This window comes from Enterobacter sp. ZOR0014, from assembly GCF_000798855.1.
GTDB classification, from domain to species: domain Bacteria; phylum Pseudomonadota; class Gammaproteobacteria; order Enterobacterales; family Enterobacteriaceae; genus Enterobacter; species Enterobacter kobei.
Genome location: NZ_JTLF01000406.1, coordinates 1 through 23,805 on the forward strand (window position 1 = coordinate 1; position 23,805 = coordinate 23,805).

At 53.1% G+C, this 23,805-nt stretch carries 25 protein-coding genes; 10 read left to right on the top strand and 15 right to left on the bottom strand.

The features are described from left to right. From cheW to flhD, 6 genes are all read right to left on the bottom strand, one after another. Positions 1-496: chemotaxis protein CheW (cheW, locus tag L977_RS22700; RefSeq protein ID WP_047626982.1), on the bottom strand; the 496-nt coding region annotated here is incomplete at its 3' end. A 19-nt stretch (positions 497-515) separates the two neighbouring features. After that, positions 516-2,552, bottom strand: coding sequence for a chemotaxis protein CheA (gene cheA, locus L977_RS22705; protein ID WP_047626983.1), 2,037 nt, complete (start codon positions 2,550-2,552; stop codon positions 516-518). Positions 2,553-2,556: 4 nt separating this feature from the next. Continuing rightward, the gene (gene motB, locus L977_RS22710) at positions 2,557-3,486 is read right to left on the bottom strand and encodes a flagellar motor protein MotB (protein ID WP_014884353.1); all 930 of its coding nucleotides are present in this window, start codon (positions 3,484-3,486) and stop codon (positions 2,557-2,559) included. Continuing rightward, the gene (gene motA / locus L977_RS22715) at positions 3,483-4,370 is read right to left on the bottom strand and encodes a flagellar motor stator protein MotA (RefSeq protein ID WP_008500417.1); all 888 of its coding nucleotides are present in this window, start codon (positions 4,368-4,370) and stop codon (positions 3,483-3,485) included. Before motA ends, motB begins: the two co-directional genes overlap by 4 nt. 123 nt (positions 4,371-4,493) lie before the next feature. Continuing rightward, a complete protein-coding gene (flhC, locus tag L977_RS22720; protein WP_014884354.1) occupies positions 4,494-5,072 on the bottom strand; it encodes a flagellar transcriptional regulator FlhC in 579 nt (192 codons plus the stop codon). Between the two features lie 2 nt (positions 5,073-5,074). Next, positions 5,075-5,425, bottom strand: a complete 351-nt coding sequence (gene flhD / locus L977_RS22725; protein ID WP_013096050.1) for a flagellar transcriptional regulator FlhD — start codon at positions 5,423-5,425, stop codon at positions 5,075-5,077. Positions 5,426-6,219: 794 nt separating this feature from the next. Here flhD and uspC point away from each other — a divergent pair. Then, a complete protein-coding gene (uspC, locus tag L977_RS22730; RefSeq protein WP_014884355.1) occupies positions 6,220-6,648 on the top strand; it encodes a universal stress protein UspC in 429 nt (142 codons plus the stop codon). Between the two features lie 16 nt (positions 6,649-6,664). Here uspC and otsA read toward each other — a convergent pair whose 3' ends face one another. The 5 genes from otsA to araF all read right to left on the bottom strand — a co-directional run bounded on the left by otsA (position 6,665) and on the right by araF (position 12,614). After that, a complete protein-coding gene (gene otsA / locus L977_RS22735) occupies positions 6,665-8,089 on the bottom strand; it encodes an alpha,alpha-trehalose-phosphate synthase (RefSeq protein WP_014884356.1) in 1,425 nt (474 codons plus the stop codon). Further along, positions 8,064-8,867 (bottom strand): trehalose-phosphatase, encoded by an 804-nt coding sequence (otsB, locus tag L977_RS22740; protein ID WP_023337445.1) that lies wholly within the window; start codon positions 8,865-8,867, stop codon positions 8,064-8,066. Before otsB ends, otsA begins: the two co-directional genes overlap by 26 nt. Positions 8,868-9,043: 176 nt before the next feature. After that, positions 9,044-10,024, bottom strand: a complete 981-nt coding sequence (araH, locus tag L977_RS22745; protein WP_014884358.1) for an arabinose ABC transporter permease AraH — start codon at positions 10,022-10,024, stop codon at positions 9,044-9,046. A gap of 14 nt (positions 10,025-10,038) precedes the next feature. Further along, positions 10,039-11,553, bottom strand: a complete 1,515-nt coding sequence (gene araG / locus L977_RS22750) for an L-arabinose ABC transporter ATP-binding protein AraG (RefSeq protein ID WP_014884359.1) — start codon at positions 11,551-11,553, stop codon at positions 10,039-10,041. Positions 11,554-11,624: 71 nt separating this feature from the next. After that, a complete protein-coding gene (gene araF, locus L977_RS22755) occupies positions 11,625-12,614 on the bottom strand; it encodes an arabinose ABC transporter substrate-binding protein AraF (protein WP_008500409.1) in 990 nt (329 codons plus the stop codon). A 789-nt stretch (positions 12,615-13,403) separates the two neighbouring features. On the opposite strand from araF, the gene L977_RS22760 reads away from it, so the two are divergent. Continuing rightward, entirely contained in the window at positions 13,404-13,907 is a 504-nt protein-coding gene (locus L977_RS22760) for a non-heme ferritin-like protein (RefSeq protein ID WP_014884361.1), read from the top strand. Between the two features lie 154 nt (positions 13,908-14,061). Then, complete coding sequence (locus L977_RS22765; protein WP_047626984.1) at positions 14,062-15,405, top strand: anaerobic C4-dicarboxylate transporter; 1,344 nt, start codon at positions 14,062-14,064, stop codon at positions 15,403-15,405. A gap of 42 nt (positions 15,406-15,447) precedes the next feature. Here L977_RS22765 and L977_RS22770 read toward each other — a convergent pair whose 3' ends face one another. Together L977_RS22770 and azuC are read right to left on the bottom strand one after the other, a co-directional pair. Continuing rightward, on the bottom strand, positions 15,448-15,699 hold the full coding sequence (locus tag L977_RS22770) for a DUF2766 family protein (RefSeq protein WP_014884363.1): 252 nt from the start codon (positions 15,697-15,699) through the stop codon (positions 15,448-15,450). Between the two features lie 109 nt (positions 15,700-15,808). After that, the gene (azuC, locus tag L977_RS24630) at positions 15,809-15,892 is read right to left on the bottom strand and encodes a stress response protein AzuC (RefSeq protein WP_014884364.1); all 84 of its coding nucleotides are present in this window, start codon (positions 15,890-15,892) and stop codon (positions 15,809-15,811) included. Between the two features lie 237 nt (positions 15,893-16,129). Here azuC and yecR point away from each other — a divergent pair, with 237 nt between their 5' ends. Continuing rightward, positions 16,130-16,468 carry a YecR family lipoprotein gene (yecR, locus tag L977_RS22775; RefSeq protein ID WP_014884365.1) on the top strand — a complete coding sequence of 113 codons (339 nt, stop codon included), beginning with the start codon at positions 16,130-16,132 and terminating at the stop codon, positions 16,466-16,468. 197 nt (positions 16,469-16,665) lie between these two features. After that, positions 16,666-17,163 (top strand): non-heme ferritin, encoded by a 498-nt coding sequence (gene ftnA, locus L977_RS22780; protein ID WP_047626985.1) that lies wholly within the window; start codon positions 16,666-16,668, stop codon positions 17,161-17,163. Positions 17,164-17,199: 36 nt separating this feature from the next. On the opposite strand, the gene L977_RS22785 is transcribed toward ftnA, so the two are convergent. After that, the gene (locus tag L977_RS22785) at positions 17,200-17,541 is read right to left on the bottom strand and encodes a hypothetical protein (RefSeq protein WP_032636168.1); all 342 of its coding nucleotides are present in this window, start codon (positions 17,539-17,541) and stop codon (positions 17,200-17,202) included. A 231-nt stretch (positions 17,542-17,772) separates the two neighbouring features. Between L977_RS22785 and tyrP the strand changes: the two genes are divergently transcribed. Beyond that, the gene (gene tyrP / locus L977_RS22790) at positions 17,773-18,984 is read left to right on the top strand and encodes a tyrosine transporter TyrP (RefSeq protein ID WP_047626986.1); all 1,212 of its coding nucleotides are present in this window, start codon (positions 17,773-17,775) and stop codon (positions 18,982-18,984) included. 32 nt (positions 18,985-19,016) lie between these two features. On the opposite strand, the gene L977_RS22795 is transcribed toward tyrP, so the two are convergent. Continuing rightward, entirely contained in the window at positions 19,017-19,685 is a 669-nt protein-coding gene (locus L977_RS22795; protein WP_014884369.1) for a YecA/YgfB family protein, read from the bottom strand. A 413-nt stretch (positions 19,686-20,098) separates the two neighbouring features. On the opposite strand from L977_RS22795, the gene L977_RS22800 reads away from it, so the two are divergent. From L977_RS22800 to L977_RS22815, 4 genes are all read left to right on the top strand, one after another. Further along, positions 20,099-21,220, top strand: a complete 1,122-nt coding sequence (locus L977_RS22800) for a branched-chain amino acid ABC transporter substrate-binding protein (protein ID WP_014884370.1) — start codon at positions 20,099-20,101, stop codon at positions 21,218-21,220. Positions 21,221-21,319: 99 nt separating this feature from the next. Then, positions 21,320-22,234, top strand: coding sequence for an ABC transporter permease subunit (locus L977_RS22805; RefSeq protein WP_014884371.1), 915 nt, complete (start codon positions 21,320-21,322; stop codon positions 22,232-22,234). A gap of 11 nt (positions 22,235-22,245) precedes the next feature. After that, positions 22,246-23,520, top strand: coding sequence for a high-affinity branched-chain amino acid ABC transporter permease LivM (gene livM / locus L977_RS22810; RefSeq protein WP_023337448.1), 1,275 nt, complete (start codon positions 22,246-22,248; stop codon positions 23,518-23,520). After that, on the top strand, positions 23,517-23,805 hold a 289-nt coding region (locus L977_RS22815), incomplete at its 3' end, for an ATP-binding cassette domain-containing protein (protein ID WP_047626987.1). The genes livM and L977_RS22815, both read left to right, overlap by 4 nt.

The window sequence follows — 23,805 nt, forward strand, 5'->3', positions numbered from 1 at the left end:
CGTGATTCGCCGCGATATCCAGCAGCGCCATCTCTTCGCTGTTCAGCAGCTTTTCAATGTTCACCAGAATCAGCATACGCTCGCCGAGCGCACCCAGACCGGTAAGGTATTCGGTCGACAGGGTGACCGCAAACTCCGGCGCAGGGCGAATCTGGTCAGAGGTCAGAGAGAGCACGTCAGATACGCCATCCACCACGATACCCACCACGCGCTGCCCCAGGTTCAGGACGATCACCACGGTGTTGTCATTGTAGTCAACGTCGCCCTGGCTGAACTTCACGCGCAGATCGACGATGGGCACAATGACGCCGCGCAGGTTGGTGACACCTTTAATAAAAGCAGGTGTGTTAGCGATGCGGGTAACCTGATCGTAACCACGAATTTCCTGCACTTTAAGGATATCGATGCCGTACTCCTCATCGCCTAAAGTGAATACCAGGAATTCCTGTCCTGATGGCTCGCCCGCCAGTTTCGTTACATTACTCATACCGGTCATGTTTTTACCTTCTACTTAATCAGGCGGCTGTGTACGCCACACGTTGTTCACGATTTAATCCCTGAAGCGCCGACACATCGACGATCAGCGCCACGCTACCATCACCCAGAATGGTCGCGGCAGAAATACCAGGCACTTTGCGGTAGTTGCTTTCGAGGTTCTTCACCACCACCTGATGCTGACCAATCAGCTGATCAACCAGCAGCGCATAGCGACGGCCCGCACTTTGCAGGATCACAACGATGCCCTGCGTGGCCTCGGTCTTCGCGCCGTCCACTTCGAACACTTTCCACAGTTCCACCAGCGGCAGATATTCCCCGCGCACTTCGAGCACGCGCTCACCGCCCGCCAGCGGATGCAGATCTTCTTCACGCGGCTGCAGGGATTCCATCACCGCGTTCAGCGGAAGAATGAACACTTCGTCTGCCACTTTCACGGACATCCCGTCGAGGATCGCCAGCGTCAGCGGAAGCAGGATGCGAATGGTGGTGCCGGAACCCTGCTTAGACTGGATCTCAACGTGGCCGCCCATCTCCTGGATGTTACGTTTCACCACGTCCATGCCGACGCCGCGCCCGGAAACGTCAGTCACCTGCTCTGCGGTAGAGAAGCCGGGCGCGAAGATCAGCATCCCCACTTCTTCATCGGTCATGTTTTCGTTGACCGCCATGCCCTGCGAAATCGCCTTCGCCAGAATACGCTCGCGGTTAAGACCCGCGCCGTCATCGGTCACTTCGATGCAAATATTCCCGCCCTGATGTTCCGCAGAGAGAATCAAATTGCCCACCGGCGATTTTCCGGCAGCAATGCGGTTTTCCGGCAGTTCAATACCGTGGTCGAGGCTGTTACGCACGAGGTGCGTTAACGGGTCGATGATGCGCTCGATCAGGCTCTTATCCAGCTCGGTGGAGCTACCCATCAGCGTCAGTTCAATCTGTTTATTCAGTTTGCTCGCGAGATCGCGTACCAGGCGCGGGAAGCGGCTGAAGACATATTCCATCGGCATCATACGGATGGACATGACCGATTCCTGCAGATCGCGGGCGTTACGTTGTAACTGACCCATGCTGGTGATCAGATCGCCATGGGTAACCGGGTCCAGTTCATTAGAACGTTGTGCCAGCATCGACTGGGTGATCACCAGTTCGCCCACCAGGTTGATCAGCTGGTCAACCTTCTCAACGGCAACGCGAATGCTGGTGGATTCGCTGGAGCGCGCGGCCGGTTTTTCACCACGTGCAGGTGCAGCAGCGTCTTTTGGCACCGCTTTCAGCGCCGGGGCCGCAGGCGCGACAGCCGGGGTCGGAGCCTGAGCGATGACGGCCACCTCTTCCTGCGCTACTGGAGCTTCCGCTTCGGCGGTTTCGGTTTCGAAGGCAATCTGGTCGGCTTCAATCACAAAGCACAGCACCGCCACGATATCGTCCTGACCAATCCCGTCATCAAGCGTAGCGGCGAGGCTGTCTTTGCCTTTCACGACATTGCTTAACGTCGCCAGGTTACCCAGCTCTTCTTCCAGCAGGTTAACCTCATTCTCTTTCAGGCGTGAAAGCACAACACGCAATTTGCCCGCTTGCGCAGCGGCTGGCACGGTTTCACCGGCACCAACCGCATCGACAACGCTCAGTTTTGCAGCAGGGACAACGGCTGCTGCGACCTCACCTTTTGCTTCCAGGGCGAGCTGGCGAAGCGCATTGCAGATATATTCAAAGCTGGCGGCATCAGGCTCTGCCGAACTTTTATAGGCGTCGAGCTGTTCCTGCATAATATCTTTGGTTTCCAAAAACAGGTTGATAATGTCGGTATTGAGCTGCATCTCACCGCGTCGTGCTTCATCCAGCAGGTTTTCCATTAAATGGGTTGTTTCCTGCAGGATGGTAAATCCAAACGTTCCGGCTCCGCCCTTAATGGAATGCGCCGCACGGAAGATGGCATTGAGCTGCTCGGAGTCCGGTGCTTCGGGCACCAGGTCGAGCAAATGTTGCTCCATATCGGCCAACAATTCGTCGGCTTCATCAAAGAATGTCTGGTAAAAATCGCTAATATCCATGCTCACGCTATCACCTCGGATTGGCTGGTGGCGATGTTGGAACGGCAGCCGAAGGAACGGCCCCAGGCTGTTTTAAATCGTCCAGTGACTCATTCTGACTTTCGGCGTTTTCATGCAGGATGGCCTGCTCCGCCTGCTGGTTCAGCACTAAAAGACTGATACGACGGTTGATGGCGTCATCCGGCCCGCGGTCGGAGACGCGCATGGTTGCTGCCATGCCGACCACGCGCAGTACCTTGCCATCATCAAGCCCACCGGCCACCAGCTCGCGACGCGAGGCGTTGGCACGATCGGCAGAAAGCTCCCAGTTGCTGTATCCCTTCTCCCCACTGGCGTACGGGAAATCATCCGTGTGGCCTGACAGGCTGATTCGGTTAGGAATGCCGTTCAGCACCGGTGCAATAGCGCGCAGAATATCGCGCATGTACGGCTCAACCTCAGCGCTGCCGGTTTTAAACATCGGACGGTTCTGGCTATCAATGATCTGAATACGCAACCCTTCCTGCACCAGATCGATTTTCAGGTGCGGTCGCAACGCACGCAGTTTGGGGTCAGCCTCAATCAGCTGATCGAGATCGCCACGCAGTTTTTTCAGACGCGCCTGTTCCATCTTCCTCTTCAGCTCGTCGATGTTCGGCTCTTTTTTCACCTCACCCTTCTGCTGGGTGTAATCATCACCGCCGCCAGGAATGGGGCTGTCGCTGTTAGAGATACGCGGCCCACCGGTCACTGCCGTCGCCAGCGGCGTACGGAAATATTCGGCAATCTGGATCAGTTCTTTCGGGCTGGAGATGGAGATCAGCCACATCACCAGAAAGAACGCCATCATTGCAGTCATAAAGTCGGCGTACGCGATTTTCCACGAGCCGTGCGCGCCATGCCCACCGCCCTTGTGCTTGCGTTTTTTTACGATGACGATCGGATGGGACTGATTTTTCATGCGTCCTCAGTTGTCGTCTGTTGGTTTGGGTTTTTCACCGCGCGCACGTGTTCTTCAAGTTCGATAAACGACGGACGCTCGCTGGAGTAAAGCGTTTTACGGCCAAATTCAACCGCGATCGGCGGCGCATAACCGTTGAGGTTTGAGAGCAGCGTGATCTTCACGCACTGCATCATTTTTGTGGTTTCCGCGCTCTTCTGGCGCAGGACGCTGGCCAGCGGAGAGATAAAACCATAAGCCAGCAAAATACCGAGGAAGGTCCCTACCATCGCATGGGCAATCAGCGCGCCCAGTTCGGCCGCCGGACGATCCGCCGAGGCCAGGGCATGTACCACCCCCATCACCGCCGCAACGATACCGAAAGCCGGAAGCGAGTCACCCACCAGCGCCAGGCTGTTGGCAGGCACTTCAGATTCGCTTTCGTGGGTTTCGATCTCTTCATCCATCAGCGCTTCGATTTCGAAGGTATTCATATTGCCGCTGATGATGAGTCGCAGATAATCGACGATGAAATCCAGCATCATGGCATCAGCCAGAATGCGCGGATAGCTGGCAAAAATTTCGCTCTCTTTCGGGTTTTCAATATCCCGCTCAAGAGAGAACATCCCCTGCTGACGTGACTTCGCCATCAGGCGATAGAGCAGCGCCAGCAGATCCATATACATGCTTTTGGTATATTTCGAGCGACGGAACAGCAATGGAATGGCTTTCAACGTGCCCTTGATGGATTTGCCGTTGTTACCAACGATAAAAGCCCCTACCCCTGCGCCGCCGATGATAATAAGTTCAGCCGGTTGATAGAGTGCTCCAAGGTGCCCGCCGGTCATCATGTAACCGCCGAAAACTGTACCGAGAACTACCAGGTAACCTAATAAGATAAGCACGACATCATCCTTCCGCTAGTGACTATGGCAAGGACGTTCAGTTCGTAGCGTTTACCGTTTGAGGGGTAAAAAAAAGCAGCGGTAATGACTTACCGCTGCTGGAATCTTGCCCACACGTTCGGGTTAAACAGCTTGTTCGATCTGTTCATCCAGCAGTTGTGGAATAATATCGGCAGCATCCCGGGAAAGTTTACGTCTTTTTACTGCGCGGGATGGAGGCTGGCATAAACTACAGGCGAAGCTGCCAACAGGCTGATGAGCATGGGTAATAAAATTGCCATCGCAGCAATTGCAGCGCGACAATTCAAGCATTCCGCTCTCAACAAAACGTACCAGCGTCCATGCTCGGGTCAGTGCCAGCAGGGGGCCTTCGTCCTGCTGCGGGCATTGTTCAAGGTAAAGTTTATACGCTTTGATCACGGCGTCGACGCCGCTACACAAACCGGTTTTCAGAAGGTATTGCCAGGCGTTACAGAACATCGATGCGTGGATATTTTGCTCCCACGTCATAAACCAGTCTGTCGAAAACGGCAACATGCCTTTCGGCGGGGGACTACCACGTAACTCTTTATACAGTTTAATGAGGCGACCACGGCTCAGCTGAGTCTCGCTTTCCAGCATTTGTAAACGAGCACCCAGCGTAATCAGCTCCATGGCAAGCTGTATGTCACGCGCTTCCTGAACAATGCTTTTCTCGCTCATTGCTAGGCCCTTTTCTTACGGGCTGCGTCATCAGGCTGGCTGATTTCGTTAAGCAAGCGAGTGGAGAGAAGAATACCGGTATGGATCTGTTGCAGATCGTCAACACGGGATTCCTGCGTCAGACGCGTGATCGTCTGCGGATTGTCAAAACGGAACTGGCAAACCAGTTGATTCGTTTCGGCCAGTTTTACCATCTGCGGGAGGGTTAAACCACCCAGCATGGTTGCCATTTCTTCGTTAATACCCAGACGAAACATCGCGGACGCTTTGTCCTGACTAATTAAACGCTGCGCGAGCAGTAAATATGACAAATTGATGTCATAGATATGTTTTAGCAACTCGGATGTATGCATTGTTCCCATCCCGAATAACCAACTATTATTTTTATGCGGAAAGACCGCACCCCGTGATGTCGCCGGGAAATCACCCGGTATAAAAAGAAAAGGCTAAATGCATAGTTGAATCTAGGTTTGTATTCATCGAAACGCGCAAGAGTCGAAACGCAGTAACGTCTCTTACGTGGTTTATCATTTCTTACAAATAACTAAGATTTTTCCTAATTCGACGCAAACTCTACTCGTCAGATTTGCCACATACAATGCAGCCACCCTCAAATTTAAAAAAAATGTGATCCACGTCACACAATTTAAGTGAATATCCTCCATAAATCCATCAGTATGACTTGTAGTTTGTTCATTTTTTGCCCATTTGGCACAGTTTTGTATTCTTAATCGACGAATAGTCATGCAGAAGGGTGAAGCGAACTGGCATGTATCGTGCTTTTCCTGCCGTGAGCGCGCCCCGGAATCCTTCACAAGATGCTCATCTTAAGGAAACATTTTTCTTACCGTGAAAAAACATAGAGTTATGCAAGCCGCCCATAAAAATTGTTTCAGAGCGTGATCATTCGAAATATGTTTATAACGGGTTAAAACGATTTAACGGCAAAAGAGGGAAATTGTGTGATTTACGTTAAGTTGTTAATTTTTTTCATTTAGACGCGTTTTTCAGTTATTCTTCTTATAAGAATAATTAATGAATAATTATGATAAGCTTCACACTAATGTCGTAATCCCCTCTTGCAGATCCTGGTCATTCGCGGTAATGGTGATCACACGCTGTCTTTCAGACATCTAAGGAGTGCGACATGAGTTACTCCCATCTGCTTGTATCTGTTGCTGTTTCTCCCGAAAGCCATCTGCTTGTTTCCCGGGCCGTGTCCATCGCCAGGCCCAGCAATGCGCGCATTAGCCTCATCACGCTTGCAGCCGAACCCGAGATGTATAATCAGCTGGCAGCCCCCATGCTGGAAGATATTCGTGAGGTATTGCAGGAAGAAACACAGCAATTTCTGCGAGAGTTGGTAGAAAAGGCACAATATCCTGTTTACGAGACCGTAATTGCGACCGGTGAACTTAATGCTCATATTCTCGACATGTGTCGCAAACAGAATATTGATTTAGTAATTTGCGGGAACCATAACCACAGCTTTTTATCTCGCGCAGCTTGCGCGGCAAAATCGATTGTCGCGTCAAGCCAGGTTGATGTGCTGTTAGTGCCGCTTGGGGGGTCGTAAACCCCCCGGAGGAATATCAGGCGAGTTTAGGGAATGTTGCGATCTTTTTTTGCAGATCGCCTTCATGGCTTTGCGGCGTTATTTCGCGGAGATCCTGAATAAAACGCGCCTGCCAGTGATTAATATCGTTCTTACGGATCGTTTCCATCATCTCAGCATGGCGTGAAATGCGCTCCGTCAGCGGCATGGTCAACGCGCGGTTGAGGGCATTAGCCACGTCATCCCTATCGTAAGGGTTCACGATAAGCGCTGACGTGAGCTCATTCGCCGCCCCGGCAAACTGGGAAAGCACCAGTACCCCCGGGTCCGCCGGGTCCTGAGCCGCCACATACTCTTTTGCCACCAGGTTCATCCCGTCACGTAACGGGGTGACCAGCCCCACGTCTGCATAGCGGAAGACTTTCATCAGGATTTTGCGGTCAAAATGCTGATTCAGGTAAAAGAGCGGCGTCCAGCCAAGCTGACCATAGCGACCATTGATGCGCCCCGCTTCCGTTTCCAGCTGGTGACGAATATCCTGGTAGGCCTGAACTTCACCGCGCGACGTTGGCGCTATCTGGGTATAACGAATTTTACCGTGGTGCTGAGGGTATTTATCCAGCAGCGTTTCATAGGCCAGGAAGCGTTCCGGTAGCCCTTTGGAATAATCCAGACGCTCTACCGAGAAGATATTCTTCACATGCTTGAGTTCATTCTTCAGCTGCGCCAGCTTCGGCGGCAGCGGGCCGGAAGCCTGATCCGCAATCTCGTCGGGTTCAATCCCAATCGGATACACTTCGGTGTGGAAGGTTTTCCCCCACGCCGTATGGGTCTTGCCGCCTTTTGTCATCAGTCGCGTTTTACCTGACACCGAATCCAGGAACGCGAGGCGGTCATTTTCGGTCTGGAAGCCCAATAAATCGTAATCACACAGCCCCTCCAGCAGCGCTTCATGCGGCGGCAGTGCGGTAAAGATCTCCGGCGTCGGGAACGGTATGTGCAGGAAGAAGCCAATCCGGTTGTTTACTCCCCTTTTACGCAGCTCTCGGGCGAAGGGCAGCAGGTGGTAATCGTGGATCCATAAAATATCGTCTTCCTCTATAAGAGGCAGCAGTTTATCCGCCAGCAGCGCGTTGACGCGCGAGTAGCCTTCGAAGGATTCACGCTGGAATTTGACCAGGTCAAGACGATAATGAAACGCAGGCCACAGCACGGCGTTGGAGAATTGCGAGTAATACTCGTCATAGTCTTTCTCTTTCAGCGCAAAGGATGCCCACGTGATATTCCCACGCGTCACTTTGTTAAGCGGTTTCTCTTCTTCACTGATTTCACCACTCCAGCCAAACCACAGCCCACCAGCAGCTTTCAAGGCACCTAACACCCCTACCGCCAGGCCACCTGCACTGGATTTTTTATCATCAGGCGGTGCAATTCGGTTAGAGACGACGACTAAGCGACCCATAATGGTTTCCCCCTTTGTTTTGCGCTATTTGTTGTTGTTGCTGGTTAGCGATATCAGATATCCACTGCCAGACGGCGTCGACATTTGCCAGACGCCATTCTGCGACAGTGTTACCAGGCCCCACCTTAACGGCGATCCCTCCGGCCTGATTCACCACGCGAAATCCGGCCTCGTCGGTCAGATCATCGCCTAAAAATACCGGTATACGTCCCTTAAATGGCGGTTCCGCCATAAACGCCGCAATAGCAGCACCTTTATTAATGCCCTCAGGTTTTATCTCAACGACACACTTCCCCGGCTGCAGCGCGAGCTGCGGGTGTGCATCGGCCACGCTACGGGCAATCGCAAATATCGCTGCTTCGTGATGCGGTGCCTGCCGATAGTGCAAGGCGAATGCCATGCCTTTCGCTTCCAGTTCCGTACCCGGGAGTGACGCCAGCGCCGAGGAGAGTTCAGTGTGTAACGCCTGAATTAAGGTATCGGGGAGTGATACAACATGCAGTTGATCATGGATATCGCGGCGCTCCGCTCCGTGTACACCGGCTAGCGGAAAGTGGTAAGGACTGGCGAGCACATCCAGCTCGGCCATTGAGCGCCCTGAAATCAATGCCAATGCGCCCTCGTTCAGTCGAGAGAGCTGCTGCAAATTCTCTAACACCGTATCCGGTACGACCACGTCGTCAGGATGCGGCTGGATCCCGGCGAGCGTCCCGTCGAGGTCAAAAAAGAAAGCATATTTTCCGGGCAGTACAGGCGGTGCGGTTAACGAGTCAGCCACCCTTTTCCTCCTTACAGTTGATGAGAGGTAAACGCCTTTACCTCTTTCATAGCCATGTAAGTATAGACAGTGTGATGGGGCTCGCCATTTGACAACCGCCCCGCCAGCAAAACTGGCGAGGCGGTTCAGGGGTCAACTATGGTTATAAGTTGAGCAATAAAAAGTCAGCGTCGGGGTTACACGGTACGCTTTGCTTTTTGCTTGTAACGGTCGAATATCACCGCCGCCAGCAGGATCAGACCACGCACCACGTACTGAGAGAACGGCGAAATATTCAGCAGGTTCATGGCGTTCTCTACCGTCCCTAAAATCAGGATACCAGCCACCACATATGAGATTTTTCCGATGCCGCCCTTGAGGGAAACACCCCCTAAAACGCAGGCAGAAATGACGATCAGCTCATAACCAATCGAGGTCATTGGCTGGCCGCTGGTCATACGCGAGGCCAGAATAATCCCGGCGGCGGCAGAAACCAGTCCCGAGAGGACAAAGATAATAATCTTGGTGCGCACCACCGGCACACCGGCCAGACGTGCGGCTTCTTCATTGCCCCCGATCGCCAGAGTATTGCGGCCAAACGTGGTCCGGTTGAGCAGGAAGCCGAACAGGATCAGGCAGGCCACGGTGAGCCAGATTGGCGCAGGCAGGCCCAGCCAGTTAGCGTAACCCAGCGTAAAGAAGCGCTCGTCTTCAATCCCGACCGCTTTACCGTCGGAGATGATATAGGCCAGACCTCGCACAATTTGCATCGTCGCAAGCGTGGTTATCAGGGCGTTAATCTTCAGACGAGCAATGACAAAACCGTTCACCAGGCCGCTAAGCACGCCGAGTAACAGACCCGCCAGCACGCCAATCCACAGGCTTTCTGTCATGTTGATCACCACGGCGGTGGTCACGCCCGCACAGGCGATAACAGAGGCCACCGACAGGTCGAAATCACCGGAGGCCAGACAGAACAGCATACCGCAGGCCACCATGCCGGACATGGAAATGGCCAGGCCCAATCCTTTCATATTAATGAAAGTGGCAAAGTTAGGGACGAAGATCGCACAGGCGACGAAAAGTGCGGCAAAGACCACCAGCATGCCGTACTGATCCCAGATACGACCAAAACTAAAAGCCGACTTCGGCGCTCCGGATGTAGTAACAGAGGACATCATTAACTCCTTACTCAGGCGACTGCCTGGCTGACTTTAGGCATGGCGAGGTTCAACGCCTGTTGTTCATTCGCCTGTTCATGAAGTAATTCACCGGCGATTTCGCCTTCACGCATCACCACAATGCGGTCGGCAACGCCAAGCACCTCCGGCAGATCGCTGGAGGCGAAAAGTACCGCCACGCCGCGTTTTGCCAGTTCATAGATCACGTTATAAATCTCGTGTTTTGCGCCCACATCGATACCGCGCGTCGGCTCATCCAGCAAAATGACCTTCATGTCTTCCGACAACCAGCGGCCTAAAATGGCCTTCTGCTGGTTCCCCCCTGACAAATTCATAATCAGCTGTTCCGGGCCGGGTGTTTTAATATTCAGCGAGCGAATATGGTGGTCGGCATTGCTCGACTCCCAGCTGTCGTTTATCAGGCAACCCGCGCGAATAAACTTACGGCGGGCGGAAATATTGATGTTGTCACGCACCGAATGCACCGGAATGATCCCTTCCGCTTTGCGGTCTTCCGGACAGAGCATCATTCCTGCCCTGATTGCGTGGGCGGGTTTCTGGATATCAACCTGCTCACCGTCGATGGAGACCCGCCCTGCGGAAATGCGGGTACCCCCGAACAAGCCTTTCATTAATTCGCTGCGCCCAGCCCCTACCAGGCCAAACAGCCCGACGATCTCGCCGCTGCGGACGGATAATGAAACCGGTGTTCTCACGCCTGGCGCTTTCACGTTTTCCAGCCGCAGGCGTTCAGGGCCATACTCGCGCGGCTTCCAGTGATAGATATCGCCCAGATCGCGCCCGACCATCGCCTGAACAAGCTGGTCATGGTTAACCTGCTGCATATCGCTAAAGGTGCGCACATAGCGCCCATCTTTAAAAACGGTAATGGCATCGCTCAGGGCAAATATCTCTTCCATGCGGTGCGAGACATACAAAATGGTGCGTCCTTCCTGTCGCAACTCGCGGATCACGCGGAACAGGTTTTCGATTTCACGCTTGGAGAGCGAGCTGGTGGGTTCATCGAAAGCAATAATTTTGGCGTTGCGCGCCAGCGCCTTGGCAATTTCAACCATCTGCCACTGGCCGATGGAGAGATATTTCAGCGGCGTCTGGGGATCGACATCCAGACCAAGATGTTTAAGCTGCAGCCCCGCTTCATAATTAAGTAGCGAACGGTTCACCACGCCGCCTTTGTGCGGAAGCTGGCCTAAATAGATATTTTCCGCCACGGTCATCTCGGGAATAAGGTGCAATTCCTGATAGATAATGGCCACCCCGGCATTAAGCGCCGCCGTGGTATCGGCAAAGGCCATCTCTTCGCCGCGAATAGCCAGCGTGCCGGTTGTTGGCGCGTAGTTGCCGCTGAGGATTTTTAACAGCGTGGATTTCCCCGCTCCGTTTTCCCCCATCAGGGCGTGAACCTGTCCGGCATAGCAGTCAAAGCTGATATCGGTCAGCGCATTAACACCGGGGAACGTTTTCCCGATGCCGCGAAAAGAGAGATAGGGATGAGACTGTTGCATAACGACTCCGTGATTCCTGTAGTCTGTACGTCTGGCCCCTTACGGCGAGTAAGGGGCACAATCACAGCGTATTACTTACCGCCCAGTCCTTTTTTCGCCAGTTCCTCTTTGAAGTTGTCGCGGGTGATCAGCACCACGTCGGTCACTTCGGTAAATTTCGGCGGTTCAGCGCCTTTGGTTACCCAGTTGTAGAGCATTTCGCTGGATTTGTAGCCGTGGACATCCGGGCTTGGCAGCAGAGAACCGTAGAAGCCGGTGGCCTGCGCTTTGGAAAGCTCACTGACGGCGTCAACGCCGTTGATGCCAATTCCGATCACATCGGGCGCTTTAAAGCCCTGGCCTTCTGTCGCACGGACCCCACCCAGCACGGTGTTATCGTTCATACCGACCACCAGCCAGTGCTTCACTTCCGGGTGCTGAACCAGCATGGAGTTCGCGGCGTCAAATGCCCCTGGGATATCGTTGGATTTGGTCGGGACTTTATAGATCTGTTTCTCCGGGAAACCGGCCGCTTTCAGCGCGTCCATTGAGCCCGTCGTGCGACGACGTGCTGTGTCCAGCTCATCAGCGGTAATGGCCATGACGGCGGTCTCTTTCACATCCCAGCCGCGTTTCTGCATTTCTTTATAGAGTTCCTGACCCTGACGTTCGCCGATTTTGGTCGCCGCCATCATGACCAGCGGCACGCTGTCCATCGGTTTGCCTTTGGCATTCACGAACTGATCGTCAACGGCAATGACTTTCATGTCGTAACCGCGGGCTTTCGCCGCAATGGCGGACCCCAGTTTCGGATCCGGTGTACAGATAACAAAACCTTTTGCACCGCTGGCCGCCAGGCTGTCGATGGCGTTCAGCGTTTTCTCACCGTCGGGCACGGCGATTTTAATCACTTCAAAACCTAAATCTTTCCCGGCTTTATCTGCGAATTTCCACTCGGTCTGGAACCAGGGTTCTTCGGGCTGTTTTACCAGAAAACCGAGTTTTAAATTCTCAGCGATAGCGGATTGTGACATAACGGCAGCCAGACCGATGGCCGCCAGCGCTTTAGTAAATTTGTGCATGGTTAACTCCAGCTTTAGCATTCTTTTCTGTAGGGAATATTTGCGTGCTTCTTATTTAATCGGACTTAAAACAAGGCATTAGCGCTTACCTCGTCATAAGCGTTATTGCTGGTGATAGTTTTAGCGGGAAATTAATCATCCATAAGAGAGCCCCATCACACCGCAGAATTACAGTAATTGCGTACATAAATTCAGCGAAAAATGACATAAAAAAGGCAGGATTTGTCAGACAAATAAAAGAGGGGTGAGCAGAATTATCCATAAGATTAGCTAAGAAGTCCCTGATGCCATTAGACCGGTCACGCCGGGGCTAAGGGTTGAAAGGAACATCCTGCTTTCCATCAAAAAAACACACTCGCGCTGAAAATATATTTTCCGGCAAAAATTGATTTAGCGCAATTTTAATGAAACATCATATATGCGAAATGAATTATCTGTATTTATTGCTTTCCCAGATAATTATTCCGGCGCAATACACCCGAAACACAAACCGCAGCACTAAAAACAGACTATCTTTTTATTATCAGTAAGATAGTGAGATTTCATTTCATGGGAATCTATTTGCATATTTGTACTATATTAAATTTTGTAATGTATGGTAAAAACAGCGGGATTAAGACTTTTCTTAAATCAAAGACAACGGTATGCTTATTTATATCGAACACAGGAAGTGAATTTCGGTCAGCTTTGGCTCTGCAGAATCTCTTTTTCTGCTCTATTTCTTCGTATTTGCCTGGCGCTCAGGTTAAGCAACGGACATCACGTCCCACAGTCTATAAGGATATGAGTATGGCTACCCAAACGATGATGCAAAAACTTAACGCGCAGATGAACCTTGAGTTTTACGCCTCAAATCTGCACCTTTACCTCAGTGCGTGGTGTTCCGAGAAAAGCCTTACGGGCTCTGCCACGTTCTTTCGTTCACAGGCCCAAAGCAACGTCACCCACATGATGCGCGTCTTTAATTTCCTGAAAGCGGCGGGGGCAAACCCGGTTGTTAAAGCCCTGGAGGGGATCAACGATAATTACTCTTCTCTGGAAGAATTGTTTGAAAAGACGCTGGAAGAGTATGAACAGCGTTGCACGACGCTCAACAAGCTGGCCGATGAAGCCAGAGCGCAGCATGACATGACCACGCTGAAATTCCTGCGCGATATGGATAAAGAGCAGCAGCAGGACGGAATGCTGCTGAAAACCCTTGCGGACGAGATCCATAATGCGCAACAGGCAGGTTTGTGCCCGGAACAAACCGATCGCCACCTGCTCGACATTGTCACAGTGCAGCATCACTGACGCTTTTGACCTGCTCCCGTTCGGAGCAGGTTACCTTCCCTGCGCCAACCTTCTGCTTTTGCTGAGATTTAACAAATCAGATCTCGCTCCCAATGATTAACCACACAACATGTAATGATTTATTTAATTACATAATCATTGACGAGGGAGCAGCATGATCACCATTGAGTTTATTGTCATTCTCCTCTGCCTGCTGACGGGTACACGTTTCGGCGGCATGGGGCTTGGGTTAATCAGCGGGATTGGCCTTTTTATTTTGTGTTTTGTCTTTGGTCTCCAGCCCGGCAAGCCGCCGGTTGACGTGATGTTGACCATTCTCGCCGTGATTGGTTGTGCAGCCACCCTGCAAACTGCCGGTGGGCTCAATGTCATGATGCAATTTGCCGAACGCCTCCTGCGCAAACATCCGCAGCACATCACGCTTCTCGCCCCGTTTACCACCTGGATGCTGACCTTTCTCTGCGGTACCGGCCATGTGGTCTACACTATGTTCCCCATCATTGCGGATATCGCCCTGAAAAAAGGGATCCGACCCGAGCGCCCAATGGCCGTGGCATCGGTAGCATCGCAGATGGCAATCACGGCATCACCGGTTTCCGTCGCCGTCGTGTCGCTGGTCTCCATCCTGGCCGCCCAGCATGGGATCGGTCACGCGTGGGGGATCCTGGAAATACTCGCCGTGTCGGTTCCCGCTTCACTTTTTGGTGTCGCCATTGCTGCCCTGTGGAGTTTACGCCGCGGGAAAGATTTGTCTGACGACAGGGAGTTTCAGGAAAAACTAAAAGATCCAAAGCAGCGTGAGTTTATCTATGGCGGTACGGAGACGTTAATGAATCAATGTTTTCCGAAGCAGGCTTACTGGTCGACCTGGATTTTCTTTGCCGGTATTGCCGTGGTTGTCCTGCTCGGGGCCTTCCCCGAACTGCGCCCCGCCTTCGAGCTGAAAGGCAAAATGACGGCGCTGTCGATGAACCTGGTCATTCAGATGATGATGCTCATTGCCGGTGCCGTGATGCTGATGGCCTGCAAGGTCAATGCCTCAGCCATTTCTAACGGCGCGGTATTTAAGGCCGGTATGGTGGCGATTTTCTCGGTGTTCGGGGTGGCGTGGATGAGCGATACCTTTTTCCAGGCGCATCTGGACGAGTTAAAACTGGCGCTGGAAGGCGTGGTGAAAAGCCATCCGTGGACGTATGCCATCGTGCTTTTCCTGGTGTCGAAGCTGGTGAACAGCCAGGCGGCTGCCCTGACGGCCGTGGCGCCAATGGGGCTGATGCTGGGGATCGATCCAAAAATGCTGATCGCCTTTTTCCCGGCGTCATACGGCTATTTTGTTCTGCCGACCTATCCCAGTGATTTAGCCTGTATCGGCTTCGATCGCTCAGGAACCACCCGCATCGGCAAATTCATCATTAACCACAGCTTCATTCTGCCCGGGTTAATCGGTGTGAGCTGCGCGTGTGCGGCGAGCTACCTGCTGGTACAGACTTTCTTTTAAAGGCATCAACGGGCGACTTACGCGGTCGCCCGTTTGCAGATATTAATGCGACTCGCCCTGCGGGGTGAAGCGCAGCTCAATCAGCGCGATGGCTTTCTGGATCGCACGAAGCGTCACCGGGTCAGCGGCGGCAGGATGGCTGGTGAAATCAATGTTTCTCAGCTGCGTGGACATCTTCTCGCGGACTTCAACCGGGGCAATAACATCCAGAACATCAAGGATTTGCTTAATAACCAGCTGACAGGCAACAACGTCAGAGACCAGTTCCTGATCGGCGCTCAGGTTTTGTGACATGGGGCTTCTCCTTATTTAAAGGCCGCCATAGTATCAAAACGCAGCCCCTGACATCTCCCCTTCGTCACCAGCAGGGACAAAAAAACCCGCCGAAGCAGGTTTTTTTTTATCAGAACATGGCGCCCGGCGGCACGTCTTTAAAGGTGCGGCAGTAATTGGCCCACATACTTTTGAGGATTTTGCGCAGTTTCATTGTGATGCTCCACTAACTTGTCATACAGCTTTATCGTCAATGCGCCTATAATATGACCATCATCACAAAAATCAATGTTTTTGTGATGTGCATCACAATTCAGTTTCCTGCAACACCTGTTAGCCAGCAAAACCGCGAACAAAATCAAAGAGAGAAGGCAGATCGTCCGGCTATTCCTGGCATTGGGCTACGTCTCTGCGGGTACGATAACGTATCTCCATCCACTCAGAGCGAACCATGAAAAGAGTCATCGTAGCCGGTACGATCCTGCTGCTCGCGGGATGCAGCGTTAACCGTCAGGCGGAAATCAGTAGCCTCGACGCACCAAACGGCATTGTCCGCCTCGATTACGGTCAGGCCGTGCTGCAAAATGCCTGGTCTGACGAATATGTAAATAACGGCACCGCAGTGAAAGCCTGCCAGGGTATGGGGTATGCCACCGCGTCTGCCTACGGGCAACCCGTCAAAACCTGTACGCTGATAAGCGGCTCTTTGTGCCTTAACGAAAGCGTGACCATTCAGTATAAATGTATGGGTTATGCCGTTAACCCTAAGTCAAATAATCCCTGGTATTAATCCAAGCTGCCAGCGTTTGCTGGCACTTTATTTAACTAAGAACAAAAACAATTCGCATTAATATAAAACCGACAATGCGTTTTATTCCCATTCGTATTTTGAAGTAATGAATATTTATTTTACGTTTTGCAAATAATTAAATAACAAATTATAGTGTCGCTCATTGTGAACCAGTAATAATAACCCGGAGCGTCACCATGCTGAAAACTGAAATGATCGACAAGCTCAATGCGCAAATGAACCTTGAGCTCTTTTCATCCCTTCTCTACCAGCAGATGAGCGCCTGGTGCAGCTACCACAGCTTTGAAGGTGCGGCCGCGTTTCTGCGTCGCCATGCGCAGGAAGAGATGACCCACATGCAGCGCCTGTTTGACTATCTGACCGACACCGGCAGCCTGCCGCGCATTGAGACCGTGGCCTCGCCTTTTGCCGAGTATAATTCTCTCGATGAACTGTTCCGCGCCACCTACGAGCACGAACAGCTGATCACGCAGAAAATTAACGAACTGGTTCATGCGGCAATGACCAGCCAGGATTATCCAACCTTTAATTTCCTGCAATGGTATGTGGCAGAACAGCATGAAGAAGAGAAGCTGTTTAAATCCGTGCTGGATAAATTATCCATGGTGGGTAAATCAGGTGAAGGTCTTTACTTTATTGATAAAGAACTTTCCACTCTCGATACACAGAATTAATTTCAACGCGGTGCGGGTTTCCTGCACCGCGTTAATTTACATACATCCTGCGCAGCTGGTACAGCGCCAGTCATGGGGATTGACGGCCTGATAAAAATAGCGGTAGCTGGCCGTCTCAAGCGGAATACCCACCTCGAAAAACAGGTCTGTCAGCCAGTCAACGTTTTCGATAATCCACTCATCTTCCTGTAAGCCTTGTGCAAAGGTTTCATCTTCAGGATCAATAACCGAATAGATTGCCCAGGTGCCCATATCCTTTTCGCGGCGGGACTCAGGCAGCGTCAGAGGCTGGTTCTGCCAGCTCATTATCCAGTGTCCATGGCACAACAGATTACCTCCCCGGCTCCATGCCGCCGTAAATGGATTCTCCCCCGCCATAAAAAACCCTCACATTATTTTATTATTTGCACGAGTTGTTTACGTTACGCCTGAAATTTGCGCCGTGACATTGCTCTTATGAAGTAGGTATCGCCCCATTAAGGATCACAGTACGCCTAACCTGTAAATATTTAATTACACACCTTGTAACGGTGATTTGACGAATTACGGCTTTTCCCTTACTCTGCGCCGCAGAAATTGTCGCGATTCACCATCGTTGTAGAGGAAAGCGTGAAAAACAGAACCCTGGGAAGTATTTTTATCGTCGCCGGAACGACGATTGGCGCAGGAATGCTGGCAATGCCCCTGGCTGCTGCAGGTGTGGGATTCGGGATGACGCTGCTGCTTCTTGGCACACTCTGGGCGCTGATGTGTTACACCGCGCTGCTATTGCTTGAGGTTTACCAGCACGTGCCCGCCGACACCGGTCTGGGTTCACTGGCGGCGCGCTACCTGGGACGCTACGGTCAGTGGATAACCGGCTTTAGCATGATGTTCCTGATGTACGCCCTGACTGCCGCGTATATTAGCGGGGCCGGGGAGCTCATCGCCTCCAGCGTCAATGGCTGGTTTGGCTCTGACATTACCCCGGCGACGGGGGCAATCTTCTTTGCGCTCATCGGCGGCGGCGTGGTCTGCGTGGGGACCTCGCTGGTCGATCTGTTCAATCGTTTTCTCTTCAGCGCCAAAATTCTGTTTCTGATTGTCATGCTGGTCCTGCTGGCACCGCACGTGCACAAGGTTAATTTGCTGACGCTGCCGCTGGAAAAAGGGCTCGCGCTTTCCGCTATCCCGGTGATTTTCACCTCGTTTGGCTTCCACGGCAGCGTACCGAGTATTGTCAGCTATATGAACGGCGATATTCGCAAGCTGCGCCGCGTGTTTGTTATCGGCAGCGCGATCCCGCTCATCGCCTATATTTTCTGGCAACTGGTGACGCTGGGCAGCATTGACTCTTCAACCTTTATTGGACTCATGGCGCAGCACGCTGGCCTGAACGGTTTTCTGCTGGCACTGCGCGAGGTCGTCACGTCTCCTCACGTGGAGCTGGCGGTCCACCTGTTTGCCGACCTGGCGCTGGCGACCTCGTTCCTGGGCGTGGCGCTCGGCCTGTTTGATTACCTGGCCGACCTGTTCCAGCGTCGCAATACGGTTAGCGGGCGGTTGCAGACGGGGGTAATTACTTTCCTGCCGCCGCTCGCGTTTGCGCTGTTTTACCCACGCGGGTTTGTGATGGCGCTGGGTTACGCCGGCGTGGCGCTGTCGATCCTGGCGCTGTTACTCCCTTCCCTGCTGGCATGGAAGAGCCGCCAGCAGCATCCTCAGCAGGGGTACCGCGTGGCGGGAGGAAAACCGCTGCTAGGCATTGTGTTTAGCTGTGGGGTGGTGATTATTCTGGTGCAGGTATTGATTGCCGCCGGCATGTTGCCGGAAGTGGGTTAAATAAAAAAGGGGCTATCTTTAGCCCCTTTTTATCAATGCAAACAGCAGCTCTTAAACTTCTTCCCGCTGCCGCAAGGACACGGATCGTTGCGCCCGACCTTCGTACCGTTCACAATCGGCTTCTTTGCTTCAGGCTGCTGCGGGTTATCTACCCAGTATTGATATAAACGCAGTGCCGCTGGCTGGATGCGCTCAATGCTGGCGATATAGTCTTCTTCGCTCAGTTCATCCAGCTTCTCGCTGTTCTCTTCCGTACCGTGCAGGGCAATCACTTCGAGATCGGCCTTCAGAGACTCCGGCAAGGCTGACCAGTCCGTCAACGCCACGCCGCGCATATAGCCATAGCACCACTCTTCCACCACAGTGTAGCTCTCACCGTCGACGTCGTTATATCCAAACATCGGCTCAAACTGGTCCGGGTATTCGCTCAGCCGCTCAGCAATGTCGTTCATATGCTTAAAGCAGAGATCGATAAAACGGTTCATTTCACGATCGTTTTTCCAGCGCGGAATGTATTTCTCCCCGCCCCACACGGCCACCAGCCAGGTATCTGGCTCAACGACAACAGGGCCGGAAAGCACTGCGGTAAGCATGCCGTCCAGTTCGGATACATCAATCACGGACGCATCGTCATGGCCGTAAGACATGAGAGTCTCTTCCAGCCATGCCATTTCGCTTTCATTTAATGGACCTTCCGTCATCGCGGACACTCCTGATAAAAAGGAAAAGATCCTAACACAGTTCTCACGCCGTTCCCGGCTGAAGTTTAGGTCTTTATTGCTGCAAAAGTGTGCAAATCGTGACCCTTGCACAACTTATGGGCTTTAATGTTAACGATATGTGATCTCCGCTGTAATTTCTTCTCCTGCCGCAGGGCGGCAGAACGCGGCGCTCTATACTCAAAGATGTCATAACCCCGTCAAGGGGTTAACCATTCTGGCAACGTTTTTGCTTGCTGTTCTTCGCGCGACGCTGCGCATGGAAACCTCGCCGTATCATGCAGGATGCCGTTCGTTTAGTGCATTTTGTTCTTGCCCGTGTTTTGGATTGGCTGCGCCCTGGGCGTTCAGGTTTACGCCGTGGTGCAAAAACCTCTTTGCTAAGGAACATAATAATGTCGCTGAAATTAATCAGAACTCCCCTGTCTCTTGTGTTAGCTGGTTGTCTGGTGACGGCGTTTTCCGCCCGGGCAGATATCGTGATTGGTGTCGCCGGGCCGTTTACGGGACCCAATGCCACCTATGGCGATCAGTACTGGCACGGCGCAACGCAGGCCGCTGAAGATATTAACGCTGCCGGCGGGATTAACGGTGAGAAAATCAAGCTGGTTCAGGGTGATGATGCGTGCGAGCCTAAACAGGCCGTGGCTGTCGCCAACCGCTTAGTCGACCAGGATAAAGTCAACGCCGTTGTCGGCCATTTCTGCTCCTCATCGACCATGCCCGCCTCTGAGGTGTATAGCGATGCGGGGATCATTTCCATTACCCCCGGCTCGACGAACCCGCTGATCACCGAACGCGGTATGAGCGATATGTTCCGCATGTGCGGCCGCGATGACCAGCAGGGCCAGGTTGCCAGCGACTTCATCATTGATAAGCTGAAAGCCAAACGCGTGGCGATCATTCACGATAAAGACACCTATGGGCAGGGGCTGGCAGACGCCACCAAAGCGGCACTGGCGAAACGCGGGGTCAAGGATGTGATGTACGAGGGGTTATCGCGCGGTGAAAAAGACTTTAACGCGCTGGTGACGAAGATTGGCGCGCAAAAACCGGACGTGGTGTTCTTCGGTGGCTGTCACCCGGAAGCCGGTCCGCTGGTTCGCCAGATGCGTGAACAGGGCGTGCAGGCGAAATTCTTCTCCGGCGACTGCATTGTCAATGAAGAGATGGTGACGGCGGCGGGCGGCCCACAGTATACCAACGGCATTTATATGACTTTCGGTAAAGATCCGCGCCTGATCCCGGACGGTAAAGCAGTGATTGAGAAATTCCGCGCCGCTAAATTCGAACCGGAAGGTTACACCCTCTACTCCTATGCTTCCGTGCAGGCCATTGCTGCTGCGTTTAAAGCCACGGGCGGCAAGGACTCCGCCAAAGCCAGCGAGTGGCTGAAAGCGAATACGGTCGACACGGTGATGGGTAAAAAAGCCTGGGACAGCAAGGGCGATCTGAAAGTCTCCGACTACGTGGTTTACCAGTGGGATGACAAAGGAAAATATAAGGAAGTGCAGTAACGGGACGGAATCACGCTCAACGTCGGCGGGCCTGCCTGCCGGCGCGTAATATACATCAGGCTGCACACCACGTGCAGCCTATAAAACGAGCGCGCTAAGATGAGTACATTCTTCCTGCAGCAGTTAATCAATGGCTTAACGCTGGGCTCCGTCTACGGCCTCATCGCCATCGGCTACACCATGGTGTATGGCATTATCGGGATGATCAATTTCGCCCACGGCGAAGTGTATATGATTTCCGCCTACCTCTGCGCCATTGGCCTGGCGCTACTCTCTTTCTTCGGCCTGCAGTCATTCCCCCTGCTGATACTGGGAACGCTGGTATTCACCATTGTCGTTACGGGGGTGTACGGCTGGACCATCGAGCGTATTGCTTATAAGCCGTTGCGGAATTCTACGCGCCTGGCGCCGCTTATCTCTGCCATCGGGATGTCGCTTATCCTGCAAAACTACGCGCAGCTGAGCCAGGGGCCGCGCCAGCAAGGGGTGCCAACCATGCTCGACGGCGTACTTCGTCTGCATCTGGGCGAAGGTTTTGTGCAGATAACGTATACCAAAGTATTTATCCTGGTCGCCTCGTTTGCCGGCATGCTGGTGCTGACCTGGATAATCAACCATACCCGGCTGGGGCGGATGTGCCGCGCGGTACAGCAGGACCGTAAAATGGCCTCCATTCTGGGGATCAACACCGACCGGATTATCTCCCTGGTCTTTGTCATTGGTGCGGCCATGGCGGGCCTGGCAGGTGTGCTCATCACCATGAATTACGGCACCTTTGATTTCTACGTCGGGTTTGTGATTGGCATTAAGGCGTTTACCGCAGCGGTGCTCGGCGGGATTGGCTCCCTGCCGGGCGCGATGCTCGGCGGGTTGATTCTGGGCGTCGCCGAGGCGCAATTTTCCGGCATGGTGAACTCCGATTATAAAGATGTGTTCTCGTTTGGCTTGCTGGTCTTGATCCTGATTTTTCGCCCTCAGGGTCTGCTTGGCCGCCCGATTGTCGCCAAAGTGTGAAGGAGAATACGATGACCTCTCACGGCTTTTCGCTTAAGCGCTGTATTCTGGACGCCATTTTTTCCGGCCTGATTGCGTTAATCATTTTTGGCCCGATTGCCGGCGTGGTGCTGGACGGATACAGCTTTAACTTCGCCGGACAGCGACTCGCATGGATAGTCGGCATCGTTATGCTGGGTCGTTTTCTGCTGAGCGCTTTTTTAAGTACCGCCCCAGGCGCACGTTTCCAGGCACGTTTTGAAGCCGACAGCGCAGGTGTTTATGTCCGGCCACCGGAATACAAAAGCCGCATGCGCTGGATTATTCCCCTGGTGATTGCCGTTGCCATTTGCTTCCCGTTTGTCGCCACCAAATATGTGCTGACCGTCGCCATTCTCGGGCTGATCTACGTGCTTCTTGGGCTGGGGCTGAACATCGTCGTGGGTCTGGCGGGTTTGCTGGATCTGGGGTATGTCGCTTTCTATGCGATTGGTGCGTACGGACTGGCGCTGGGGTATCAGTATCTCGGCTTAGGCTTCTGGAGCATGCTGCCGCTGGCGGCCATTATGGCCGCTGCCGCGGGCGCCCTGCTCGGTTTTCCGGTACTGCGCATGCACGGTGACTATCTGGCCATTGTCACCCTCGGGTTCGGGGAGATCATTCGCCTGATCCTGAACAACTGGCTGACGTTCACCGGCGGGCCTAATGGCGTGTCGGCCCCTCCTCCTACCTTTTTCGGCCTTGAGTTTGGACGACGCGCAAAAGAAGGCGGCGTGCCTTTTCACGAGTTTTTCCACCTCACCTATAACCCGAACATGAAGTTTATCTTTATCTATACGGTGCTGTTTCTGGTGGTAATGCTGGTGCTCTATATCAAGCACCGCCTGACGCGGATGCCGATCGGCCGGGCGTGGGAAGCCCTGCGGGAAGACGAAATTGCCTGTCGCTCCATGGGGCTCAATCATGTGCTGGTCAAGCTTTCGGCCTTTACGCTGGGCGCATCGACTGCGGGCATCGCCGGGGTATTCTTCGCCACCTATCAGGGGTTCGTGAACCCGACATCGTTTACCTTTTTTGAATCCGCGCTGATCCTCGCCATTGTGGTACTGGGCGGCATGGGGTCTACGCTTGGCGTGGTGCTGGCCGCCTTTGTGCTGACGGTCACGCCGGAACTGCTGCGCAGTTTTGCCGAGTACCGGGTCCTGCTGTTTGGCATGCTGATGGTGGTGATGATGATCTGGCGTCCACGCGGTTTGATCCGCATTAACCGCAGCGGATTTGCCGTGCGTAAGGGCGTCGCGCCATGAACGAAACGATATTGCGCGTTGAACATCTGATGATGCACTTCGGCGGGATTAAGGCGCTAAACGACGTCAACCTGGACGTGCAGCGCGGTTCCATTACTGCCCTGATTGGGCCAAACGGGGCGGGAAAAACCACCGTATTTAACTGCCTGACAGGCTTCTACAGAGCCTCCGGCGGCAATATTTTATTTACCAGCCGCAATAAGACGACCAACGTCATTCAGGTACTCGGTCAAAAATTTCAGCCGGGTGACTGGATTAACCCCGCGCAGTTCGGGCAGCGTCTGT